Here is a 10,661-nt window from a genome sequence, read left to right as displayed (position 1 = left end):
CGGCAGGCCCGCTTTGGCCGCGCAAAACACCTGTTTGTTGTGCATCTGCGATGGCGACAGGGTTACGCCATCGTGCTGCCTAGCGACGACTTTTGAGACGAAGCGGTCGTTCGCTGGCCGGACACCGAAGGTCAGCTTTTGGAATTAGCGGACAATCTAGATGAATCCGTCATCCTGCCCCGCAACGAGCAAGCCTGGCCGAAGGCTGATCGTCAGGTTTCGGGAATGAAGCCAGGAAAACTGCCGTCGCGAAAAATCCAGAAAGCGGCGGTCGGCGCCGCGCCCGCAGATGTGGCATATCGCGACCAAAAGGTTGCCCCTTCCAGCCGATCGGCTGGAAGGGGCGCCCATTACGAGAATTGAATTCCGCCATCGATTAGGACCGACTGCCCGGTCATGTAATCGCTGTCGGGCGAGGACAGATAGGAGACGAGTTTGGCGACGTCCTCGGGCTCGGACACGCGGCCCATCAGGATCGCCTCGGAATATTTCTTGAGCGCTTCGCCGCGCTGCAGGCCTTCTTCCTTGGCGAGCTTCTCGTCGATCAGGTCCCACATCGCCGTGCCGACGATGCCGGGGCAATAGGCGTTGACCGTGATCTTGTGCTTGGCCCATTCCATCGCCGCCGCCTGGGTCAGGCCGCGCACCGCCCATTTCGACGCCGAGTAATGCGCGAGCAGCGCGAACGGCCGGAACGCGACGATCGAGGCCGCGCCGATGATCTTGCCGCCGCCGCCCTGCTTGATCATCTGCTTGGCCGCGGCCTGATAGCAAAGGAAGGTGCCGCGGGTGTTGACCGCCATCACCTGGTCCCATTCGTCGACGCCCATGTCGAGCAGCGCGGTGACCTTCGCGATGCCGGCATTCGCGATCATGACGTTGAGCTGGCCCTGGTCGGCCGCGACCTTCTCAATCATCGCGGTGACGTCGTCGGAGACCGAGACGTCGGCGATGACGGTGCTGACCTTGCGGCCGGTCGCGCGCAGCTCTTCTGCCGTGGCTTCGAGCTGGCCGGCGTTGGCGGCGATATCGTTCAGCGCGATATCATGGCCGTCCTGCGCGAGGCGAAGCGCGATCGACTTGCCGATGCCGCGCGCCGAGCCAGTGATCAGCGCGACCGAATTGGTGATTTCACGAGACATGATATTCTCCTTGGGGATTCATTTGCGTCACCGGTGATGCTTGCCAGCCGGCGTTTCGCGACGTGTGTCCAATGCCGGGGTTGAAGGCATTGCAGGGATCCAGCGCGCGGTAATGCGCGGCGAGCGCGGGTTTGGCCGCGTAGAGATGGCCGACATTATGCTCGGCTGGATATTCCGCGCCACGCGCGTCGAGCAGGGCGAGCATCTTGTGCTCCAGCGCCTGCGGGTCATGCCCCTTCGCCACGATGTAATCCTGATGGAAGACGTGGCAGAAGAAGTGACCGTAATAGAGCGTGTGCAGGATCGGCGCGGCAAGATCGACCGGCAGCGTCTCGAACCAGTCGCGATCGTCGCGGCGCAGCGCGATATCGAGCGCGACGATGTCCTCGACCTGATCCTGATGGATCGCGCGGTAGCGGACGGCCGCGCCCGCGACCGCGAAGCGGTGCAGGAATGCCTTGGTCGCTTCGTCCGGCGTGCATTCGAAGACGTCGCCGCTCGCGCTCGGGAAGGTGGCGGTCAGATAGGCGCGCGCTTCGGCGACGCCGTCGCCGGCCATCTTCAGGATCAGGTGATGCTCGAACCGATCGCGATAGGCGCGCATCCGCCGCGGCAGGTGGTTGGGGAACAGCCGGCTGGCGGCCTGGAGGAGGCGATCACCGAACTGCCGCGGCAGGAACGCGACACGCTCGGCGATCGCGTCGACTCGCGTCTTGAGCGCGAAAAGCATGGGCAGGCGGTCGGTGCCGAGATGCTCGATCGCGAGGAAACTGTCCTTGCCGTAGACCGCGGCGATGTCGAACGCATCGCGGTGGATATATTCGCCCGACACGGGCAGCGACGCGAAGCCGCCGAGGATGTCGCGGCGTAGCGTGGTGAGTTCGGCGGTGTCGTTGGTGCCGATATAAAAGGTCGCGGTTTCGGGCGCTTTGGCGAAGGTGTCGAGCCGTACCGCGAGCAGCATCATCTTGCCGGCACTGCCAGACGCCTCGAACAGCCGGGTCGGGTCGGCGTTGAACCGCGCGGGCGTGTCGGCGTCGATCTCGCGGACATGCCCGCCATAGCCGTGATCCGACGCCGCGCGCTCGGGGGTTGCGATGTCGTCCGCCGAAAATCTGCCGCGCGCGACGCGGGCGAGGATCGTCTCGGGATCGTCGCCGAGTGCGATGCCGAGATGGTTGACCAGTTCGAGCGTGCCGTTGTCGGCGAGCCGCGCATAGAGCGCGAGCTGCGTGAAGGCAGGACCGCGCTGGACCAGCGAGCCGCCCGAATTGTTGCAGATTCCGCCGAACACCGACGCGCCGATGCACGAGGATCCGATCACCGAATGCGGCTCGCGCCCGATCGGCGCCAGTGCCTTTTCGAGGTCGTACAAGGTGGTGCCGGGGAGGCAGACGACCTGTTCGCCGACGCCGATAAGGTGCAGGCCGACAACGCGCAGCGTGTTGATCAGAACGACGCCGCGGTCATAGTCCCCGTGCGGCGTCGAGCCCCCGGTCAGCCCAGTATTCGCCGACTGGAGGATGACGATCACGCCGGCCGCAACGCAGGCCTGCAGCACGCGCCATTGCTCGACCAGCGATCCGGGACGGACGACCGCCAGCACCGCCCCACCGCCGAAGCGATAGCCGGTGGCGAAGCGTCGCATGTCGGTCTTGCCCGTCAGGACATGCCGGTCGCCGACGATGTCGCGCAGCGTGGCGGCGAGCTGGCCGGGCGTTTGCGGCGCGCGCTTCACCGTGACGGCGACCGTCAGGTCGAAGGAGTCCGGAGCGGTCATCGGAAATCGTCCCGTGCGGCGCGCAAGGCGGCCAGCTCGGCGACCGACCCGACGCGCAGGAACGGGTTGGTGGCGTGTTCGGCGGCGATCGTCGTCGGAACCGTTGCCTCACCGCGGTCGCGCATGGCCACGACCCGCGCCATGCGGATTGCGATCGCGGCATTGTCCGGTTCGGCGAGCATGGCGAAGCGCCCATTGGTGAGCGTATATTCGTGCGCGCAGAAGACTTCGGTCTCACGGGGCAGCGCAGCCAGCTGGCGCATGTTCGACCAAAGCTGGGTCACGTCGCCCTCGAACAGCCGGCCGCATCCCATCGCAAACAGCGTGTCGCCGACGAAGATCATCGCGTCGTCGATCAGGTGATAGCCGATATGCCCCGCGGTATGCCCGGGCAGATCGAGAACCGTACCCCGATGCGCACCGATCACCACGCCGTCGCCGGCCGCGACCAGCACATCGCCCGCCCCGATGCGATCCGCCTCGCGCGCGGGCACGGTCAGCGTCGCGCCGGTCGCCGCGATGATCGCCGCGTTGCCGGCAACGTGATCGGCGTGCCAGTGCGTGTTCCACACCTGCCCGATCGTCCAGCCGCGCGCCGCCGCCGCGGCGAGCACCGGCGCGGCCTCGCCCGGATCGACGACCACGGTCTCGTCGCTCGCGGGATCGTGGAGCAGCCAGACGTAATTGTCGTCGAGCACCGGCACCGCGACGACCTCGAGCGCGCCGTGCATCACAGCTCGTTGCGCTTCATCAGGCCGGCCAGGTGATCGGCCTGCCGGATCGCCAGCGCGACGATGGTCAGCGTCGGGTTCTCGGCCGCGCTGGTGGTGAACTGGCTGCCGTCGGAGACGAACAGGTTCTTCACCTCGTGGCTCTGCCCCCAGCGATTGACGACGCCGTCCTCGGGCTTCTCGCTCATCCGGTTGGTGCCCATATTGTGCGTCGAGGGATAGGGCGGGGTCAGCACGGTGCGCCTGGCGCCGACCGCGTCGTAAATCGCCGCACCCTGTTTGAAGGCGTGGGTACGCATCGCGACGTCGTTGGCATGGTCGTCGTAATGGACGTTGGCGACGGGCATGCCGAAGCGGTCCTTGACGCCGGCGTTGAGCGTGACGCGGTTGGTCGCGCGCGGCATGTCCTCGCCGACGATCCACATCCCGGCCATGTGATCGTAATGATCGAGCGCCGAAGTGAAGTCGCGACCCCAGCCGCCCGGGTTCATGAACGCGCCCATGAACGGCACGCCGAGCGAGATCGTCTCGAACTCGTATCCGCCGGCAAAGCCGCGGCTGGTGTCGTGCCGCGCCTCGTCGCGGATCACGCCCGCCATCACCGTGCCGCGGTACATGTGCACCGGCTTGTCGAAGATGCCGTACACCGATCCCGTGGTGTGGCGCATGTAATGCTTTCCGACATTGCCGCTGTCGTTGCCGAGCCCGGTCCTGAACGTGTTGCTCTCCGAATTGAGCAGCAGGCGCGGGCTTTCGATCGAGTTGCCCGCGACCGCGACGACGCGCGCCTTCTGGCGGTGCATGGCGCCGGCCTTGTCGGCATAGACCACCGCGGAGGCGCGGCCCTGCGCGTCGTGCTCGATACGGATCACCTGACTTTCGGGGCGCACTTCCAGATGGCCGGTCGCCTCGCCCTTGGGAATTTCGGTATAGAGCGTCGACCATTTCGCGCCCGATTTGCAGCCCTGGAAGCAGAAGCCGATCTGCTGGCACGATCCGCGACCGTCGCGGTCGCGGCTGTTGATCGACATGTTGCCGGTATGGACCTCCTTGTAGCCGAGCTTGGTCGCGCCGGCATGGAAGACCTTGTAGTTGTTGTTGCCCGGCAACCGCGGGATGCCGTTGGTGCCCGTCGTGCCCATCTTGTACTCGGCCTTGGCGTACCAGGGCGCCATCTCGGCGCCGTCGATCGGCCAGTCGAGCAACGCCGCGTCCTTCACGTCGCCATAGGTGGTGCGCGCTTTCCACTCGTGATCCTGGAAGCGCAGCGAGGCGCCGGCCCAGTGCGTCGACGTGCCGCCGACCGCCTTGACGATCCAGGCGGGCAGTTCGGGAAAGTCGGTCGCGACGCGCCAGCTGCCCGAGGTGGTGCGCTTGTCGGTCCAGGCGAGCTGGGCGAAGCTCTCCCATTCGTCGTTGATGAAATCGTTGATCTCGTAGCGCGCGCCGGCCTCGAGGCAGACGACGTTGATGCCTTTCTGCGCGAGCTCGTTGGCGAGCGTCCCGCCGCCCGCGCCCGAGCCGATGACCACGACGACGGTGTCGTCGTTCAGATCGAATGTACCAGCCATGTCGTTATCCTCTCCGTGGCCGTTCAGGCCGGAAGCCAGTCCAGGTCGTTGAAGCCGCGGTGGATGTAGCCGCCCTGTTCGGCGGACGATCCTTCGTAGCCGAACTTCACCCACAGCTCGCTCTGGTTGTAGAGCCCGGTGACCATCCCCGACCGCATCGCCTTGAAGAAGGGCGTGGTCTCGATCGATTTGAGCACCGTGACGCGGTCCTCTTCCTTGGCGAGTGCGAGATAGGGCTTGCCCTTCAGCTTCACCGCCGCGGCGTCGAGGTCCTTGACGCCCTGCGCCATCGTCGTCTTCCTGACCGCGTCATCGGCGAACTGCGCGTCGATCGTGCCGACTGCGGCCTCATAGGCTGTGTCGGGCAGCCGGTCGTGCGGGAACAGGTCGCGCGCCATCCGCACGAGCGTGCCGACGGCCGAGGCGGGTCCGGTCTTCAGCGTCACCGCCGCATAGGCGCGCGCCGGCAGTACGGGGATCGCCGCGAACAGCGCTGCGGTCCCGGCCGACCGGCTCAGGAAGCCGCGCCGGCTGACGACGTCGATCTTGTCGATTACGCGCATAGATCCTCTCCTAAGGTTTTTGTTTTTGGATCAGGCTCAGACGAAGCGGCCGTGATGCTGGAGGATCTCGGTCTTGTAGCCGTCGGGATCCTGGATGAAGAAGAAGCGCGCCATCAGGCTGCCCTCGCGGAAGAATTCCTTGATCGCGAGCGGTGCGATGCCGGCGGCGTCCATGCGGGCGTGCTCGGCGACAAGGTCCTGCACCGTCACCGCGAGATGGCCGTATCCGTCGCCCAGCACATAGGGCTCGGTACGGTCGTGATTGACCGTCAGTTCGAGCTCCATAGCGTTCTCCGCGTTGCGCAGATAGACGAGCGTGAACCCGTCAAACGGGTAGCGATCGACCACATCGAGGCCGAGCGCGGTCTTGTAGAAGTCCACCGACCGCTGCTCGTCGAGCACGCGGATCATGGAGTGGATGATTTTCGCCATTGGGGTCGCCCTATTTCAGCGTGGTGAGGTAATCGATGATCGCCTTGCGCTTGGCGGGGTCCGCCTGCGCGTAGCTCATCCGCGTGCCCGGCACCGCGGCTTGGCTCTTGGTCAGCCAGCTATCGAGCGTGGCCTTGTTCCAGGTGATCCCGCTGGCCTTGAGCGCGGGCGAATAGGGGAAGCCGGCGGCGGTCCCCGCCTTGCGGCCGACGACTGCGGCGAGCGACGGGCCGATGCGGCGTTCGCCGGGCTTCACCGAATGGCAGGCGCCGCATTGCTGGCCGAACACCTTGTCGCCGGATGCGGGTGCAGCCTTGGGAATCGCCATCTGCGCCGCGATCGGGGTCGCCGCGAACGTCGCGACTCCGCACAGGAGCAGCAAGGACAGTCGTTTCGATTCGTCATGGGTACGCGACATACGTGTCTGGTCCTCTCCGGGTCGGATCGCCTTTTGGGCTGTGCCGGGATGATCAGCAAAGACCGTGCCAAACCTGCATCTCCCATGTTTCGAAGGTCGAGTATGCCGCCTTAACAAGGGTTGAGCGGCCATGGCGGCGGCGTCGCGGCGGCGGATCGGGCGGCCGGCGTCGCGGATGTAGTACAGAAGTGTGTCACATATCTGTGTCATCTCCGTTCGGTGTGCGACAATGACGCACCGGAGATGCCGCTATGCGCGCCTCGCCGATCGTTCTAGAAAGGCGGGTGTGTCGCGCAGCGCGCGACCCGGGCCATGAGCCCGGTGAATGGAGACGGTGTTTGGGCGTAGTGACACGGGCGGACCTGAGCGCGGACATCCCCGGCGCGGGGTCACGCGCGCTCGACTATTCCGAACGCCATGCCGATGCCGCCTGGGAACGCTTCCTGTCCGGCGAGGCGACCGACGCCCTGCCCGCACGACGCGCCGTGCTCGATTCCTGGCAGCGCTGCCGTCGTTCGGACGTCGACTATCGCAGCGACGCGGCACCGCGGATCCAGGGCGACGCGATCGGCCTGCTGCGCCGCGAGAATATCGGTCTGCTTAAGGCGGCGGCGGGCATGCTCGCGCATTCGGCGGACCTGCTCGCCGGCACGCGATCGGTGATGCTGCTCGCCGATGCGGACGGCGTGGTGCTGGAATCGGTCGGCGACCTGACCACCATCCACGCCGCCAACGACATCGCGCTGGCGCGCGGCGGCAACTGGAAGGAGGCGGGTGCCGGCACCAACGGAATCGGTACCGCGCTCGCCTCGCGCGCGCCGGTCATCGTCCATGCCGGCGAGCATTATTGCGCAGGGATCAAGAGCTGGAGCTGTTCCGGCGCGCCGATCCTCGATCCGCTCGACGGGAGCGTTGCCGGGATCGTCGGCATTTCGGCGCGCAGCCGCGAATCCAGCGCGCAGATCCTTGCGCTGGCGGTGATGGCGGCGAGCGGTATCGAGCATCAGATGCTGCAGCAGGTCCAGGAGCAGCGGCTGCGGATGCTTGAAATGGGGCTCGAACACAGCCAGCGCCGCTCGGGCGACGCGCTGATCGCGCTCGACGCGCGCGGCCGCATCCTGTTCTCCAACCCGTCCGCCTGGCAGCACCTGCGCGCGCGCTTAGACGGGCCGATCCCCGAGCTGAAGCGCGGCACCGACCTGTTCGCGGCACGCGGCGGGATCGATCGGCTGGCGCTCGCGGAGTGGATGCGGCCACTGGTCATCGATGGCGAAGTGACCGGGCATTTGATCGCGCTGCCGCCGCGCGCGCCCGTGCGTTCGGCGGCGTCGATCCGGCCGAGCGCCGACGAAAGCGATGCGCGCCGATCGCAGTTCGACGGCATCATCGGTACGTCGGATCCACTGATGCTGTCGATCGACCGCGCGCGTTCGATCGCGCCGCTCGACGTGCCCGTGCTGATTCATGGCGAAACGGGCACCGGCAAGGAGCTGTTCGCGCGCGCGATCCACGGACAGAGCGCGCGCGGCAAGGGGCCGTTCGTCGCGTTCAACTGCGGCGCGGCGGCGCGTGAGACGCTTGCCAGCGAGCTGTTCGGCTATGTCCGCGGCGCGTTCACCGGCGCCGATGCGGGCGGGCGCGTGGGGCGGTTCGAACTCGCCGAGGGCGGCACCTTGTGCCTCGACGAGATCGGCGAGCTCGCGCTCGACTTGCAACCCTATCTGCTGCGCGCGCTGGAGGAAGGCGTCGTGACGCGGATGGGCGAGAGCAGTCCGCGCAAGGTCGATGTCCGCATCGTCGCGATGACCAACCGCAATCTGCGCGACGAGGTCGCCGCCGGCCGCTTCCGGCTCGATCTCTACCACCGGCTCAGCATCGTCGAGATCGCCGTTCCCCCGTTGCAAGACCGGGCGGGCGATCTCGACCAGCTGATCAACTATTTCAATCCGCGCATCGCCGATCGCCACCATCGCGCGCCGGTGCGCTTCACGCCCGAGACGATGGCGGCGCTGCGCGCGCATCGCTGGCCGGGCAATGTCCGCGAGCTGCGCAACGTGGTCGAACGGTCGATCCTGTTCGCCAAGGACGGCGTCGCCGGGCTCGACTGTCTGCCCGCGGATATCGCCGAGGCGAGCGCGGCCGACGCCGATATCGCGCGAACGTTCACCGTGCTGTCCCCGCCCGAGCCGTCCGACGATCGCGCCACGCTGGAACGCGCGATGCGGCACAGCGGCGGCAATCTGTCGTCGGCGGCAGTGCTGCTCGGCATCTCGCGCAGCACGCTGTACCGCCGGATGGATAAGCTCGGCCTGAACCGCTACGACCCGCTTGGCCGGACCGAACGCGATCCGGACTGACGCGCGGCACAGCGCGCGTTCCCGAGGAGACGACATGGACCTGTTTGCGAACGAGGCCGCCGCGCCCGACGCGATGGAGACGCGCCCTCTTGCGGAACGGCTACGCCCGACGCGGATCGAGGATGTGGTCGGCCAGGACCATCTCACCGGCCCCGACGCGCCGCTGACCCGCATGATCACCGCGCGGCGGCTGAGCTCGATCATCTTCTGGGGGCCACCGGGGATCGGCAAGACCACGCTCGCGCGGCTGCTCGCCGATCTGGTGGGCATGCGCTTCGTCGCTTTCTCCGCCACCAACGTCACGATCGCCGAATTGAAAGCCGCCTATGCCGAGGCGCGGCAGTATGCGCGGATGGGCAAGCGCACGTTGCTCTTCCTCGACGAATGCCACCGCGCGCCGAAAAACATCACCGAGACGTTGCTGCCGGTAATGGAGGACGGCACGGTCACCGCGATCCTCGCGACGACTGAGGCGCCGTCTTTCACGCTGGCCAAAGGCATCACGTCGCGCGCGCGTGTCCTGACGCTCGAGCCGTTCGACGCGACTGGCCTCGCGCGGCTGCTGGCGCGCGCGGAAGCCGAATGCGGCATGACGCTCGCCCTCACCGACGAAGCCCGCGCCGCGCTGTTCGAACTGGCCGGCGGTGACGGGCGCTATTTCCTCAACATGGTCGAAGAACTGCTCGATGCGCCGCCGGGCGCGCCGCTCGGCGTTGAGGACCTCACGCGCATCCTGTCGCGCCGCATCGCCAATTACGACCGCCAGGGCGACGGCCATTTCGAGCTGGCCAGCGCCTTCCAGAAAGCGATCCGCGGCAGCGATGCCGATGCCGGCCTCTATTATGGCGCCCGCATGGTCCAGGCGGGCGAGGATCCGCGCTTTCTTCTCCGCCGACTGCTGGTCATGGCGTCGGGGGAGGTCGCGATGGCCGATCCCACGGTGCTCGGCATCGTGATCGCGGCGCTCCAGTCGTTCCAGCATGTCGGTATGCCAGAGGCGGGCTATGCGCTGGCGCAGGCGATCGTCGCGGTCGCCACGGCGCCAAAATCCAACGCAGTCTATCTTGCCTGGGGACGAGCCATGGACCTCGCCGCGGCGACGCCCAATGTCCGGCCGCCGATGCACATCCTGAACGCCCCGACCACCCTGCACGCGTCGATGAATTTCAAGCAAGGGTATGAATATTCGCACGACTGGCCCGACGCCTTTTCGGCGCAGAACTACTGGCCCGACGAAATCGGGCGCCAGGCTGTATACGAACCGAACGACCGAGGCTTCGAAACGCAGATCAAGCGGCGCACGGGCCACTGGAACCTACGTCGCGACGAGCGCGACGCAAGGGGAGTGCCTGACGTGCACGGACGACATGACGGCGGGTTTCCAGAACAGCGCGGTGACCGCTGAACGACAAACTTTATGCGCAGTGCTGCCGTTCCGTTCAATGAGACGCGAATGGCGGGTTCCGGCAGAAACGGCCGTTTAGGCGCTGGTGGGGAAACGGCTTTAGCTGGTCGACTTCTGCCTGTCGTCAAACACATGATTCCCGATGGCACCGCCGAAGCTACGGGCGCGGCCGTTGATTGAGGTTTAGCGTGTGCGACAAACCCTATCGCTTTGCCCACGTAGGCGGGAACCCGATTTTGGAGGTTTTCCGTCACCGCCGATC

Annotated in this window: 9 protein-coding genes; 2 read left to right on the top strand and 7 right to left on the bottom strand. The window is 66.6% G+C overall.

Features of this window, described 5'->3' with window-relative positions:
• Positions 1–350: 350 nt before the first annotated feature.
• The 7 genes from NLI89_RS21130 to NLI89_RS21100 are packed head-to-tail and all read right to left on the bottom strand — an operon-like array spanning position 351 to position 6,637.
• Positions 351–1,142: an SDR family NAD(P)-dependent oxidoreductase gene (locus tag NLI89_RS21130; protein WP_254688731.1), complete on the bottom strand. Its 792-nt coding sequence runs from the start codon at positions 1,140–1,142 to the stop codon at positions 351–353.
• Positions 1,132–2,922 (bottom strand): D-lactate dehydrogenase, encoded by a 1,791-nt coding sequence (dld, locus tag NLI89_RS21125; protein ID WP_254688730.1) that lies wholly within the window; start codon positions 2,920–2,922, stop codon positions 1,132–1,134. The genes NLI89_RS21130 and dld overlap by 11 nt, the downstream gene beginning before the upstream one ends.
• A complete protein-coding gene (gene gloB / locus NLI89_RS21120; protein ID WP_254688729.1) occupies positions 2,919–3,653 on the bottom strand; it encodes a hydroxyacylglutathione hydrolase in 735 nt (244 codons plus the stop codon). Before gloB ends, dld begins: the two co-directional genes overlap by 4 nt.
• Positions 3,653–5,224: a GMC family oxidoreductase gene (locus NLI89_RS21115; protein ID WP_254688728.1), complete on the bottom strand. Its 1,572-nt coding sequence runs from the start codon at positions 5,222–5,224 to the stop codon at positions 3,653–3,655. The genes gloB and NLI89_RS21115 overlap by 1 nt, the downstream gene beginning before the upstream one ends.
• 23 nt (positions 5,225–5,247) lie before the next feature.
• Complete coding sequence (locus NLI89_RS21110) at positions 5,248–5,787, bottom strand: gluconate 2-dehydrogenase subunit 3 family protein (RefSeq protein WP_254688727.1); 540 nt, start codon at positions 5,785–5,787, stop codon at positions 5,248–5,250.
• 36 nt (positions 5,788–5,823) lie between these two features.
• Positions 5,824–6,219, bottom strand: a complete 396-nt coding sequence (locus NLI89_RS21105) for a VOC family protein (protein ID WP_254688726.1) — start codon at positions 6,217–6,219, stop codon at positions 5,824–5,826.
• A gap of 10 nt (positions 6,220–6,229) precedes the next feature.
• A complete protein-coding gene (locus NLI89_RS21100) occupies positions 6,230–6,637 on the bottom strand; it encodes a c-type cytochrome (RefSeq protein ID WP_254688725.1) in 408 nt (135 codons plus the stop codon).
• 347 nt (positions 6,638–6,984) lie between these two features.
• Here NLI89_RS21100 and NLI89_RS21095 point away from each other — a divergent pair, with 347 nt between their 5' ends.
• On the top strand, positions 6,985–8,994 hold the full coding sequence (locus NLI89_RS21095; protein WP_254688724.1) for a sigma-54-dependent Fis family transcriptional regulator: 2,010 nt from the start codon (positions 6,985–6,987) through the stop codon (positions 8,992–8,994).
• A 34-nt stretch (positions 8,995–9,028) separates the two neighbouring features.
• Entirely contained in the window at positions 9,029–10,399 is a 1,371-nt protein-coding gene (locus NLI89_RS21090) for a replication-associated recombination protein A (protein ID WP_254688723.1), read from the top strand.
• Positions 10,400–10,661 lie beyond the last annotated feature (262 nt).

Origin of the sequence: Sphingomonas faeni (assembly GCF_024273235.1) — a bacterium.
Classification (GTDB): domain Bacteria; phylum Pseudomonadota; class Alphaproteobacteria; order Sphingomonadales; family Sphingomonadaceae; genus Sphingomonas; species Sphingomonas faeni_A.
Note: the sequence above shows the minus strand (reverse complement) of the source record. Positions and strands in the feature narration are given on the sequence as shown.

Excerpts from the sequence above, each read along its gene's own strand:
- gloB (WP_254688729.1), bottom strand. The coding sequence starts at position 3,653 with ATGCACGGCGCGCTCGAGGTCGTCGCGGTGCCGGTGCTCGACGACAAT.
- NLI89_RS21105 (WP_254688726.1), bottom strand. The coding sequence starts at position 6,219 with ATGGCGAAAATCATCCACTCCATGATCCGCGTGCTCGACGAGCAGCGG.
- NLI89_RS21100 (WP_254688725.1), bottom strand. The coding sequence starts at position 6,637 with ATGTCGCGTACCCATGACGAATCGAAACGACTGTCCTTGCTGCTCCTG.
- NLI89_RS21090 (WP_254688723.1), top strand. The coding sequence starts at position 9,029 with ATGGACCTGTTTGCGAACGAGGCCGCCGCGCCCGACGCGATGGAGACG.
- NLI89_RS21115 (WP_254688728.1), bottom strand. The coding sequence starts at position 5,224 with ATGGCTGGTACATTCGATCTGAACGACGACACCGTCGTCGTGGTCATC.
- dld (WP_254688730.1), bottom strand. The coding sequence starts at position 2,922 with ATGACCGCTCCGGACTCCTTCGACCTGACGGTCGCCGTCACGGTGAAG.
- NLI89_RS21130 (WP_254688731.1), bottom strand. The coding sequence starts at position 1,142 with ATGTCTCGTGAAATCACCAATTCGGTCGCGCTGATCACTGGCTCGGCG.
- NLI89_RS21110 (WP_254688727.1), bottom strand. The coding sequence starts at position 5,787 with ATGCGCGTAATCGACAAGATCGACGTCGTCAGCCGGCGCGGCTTCCTG.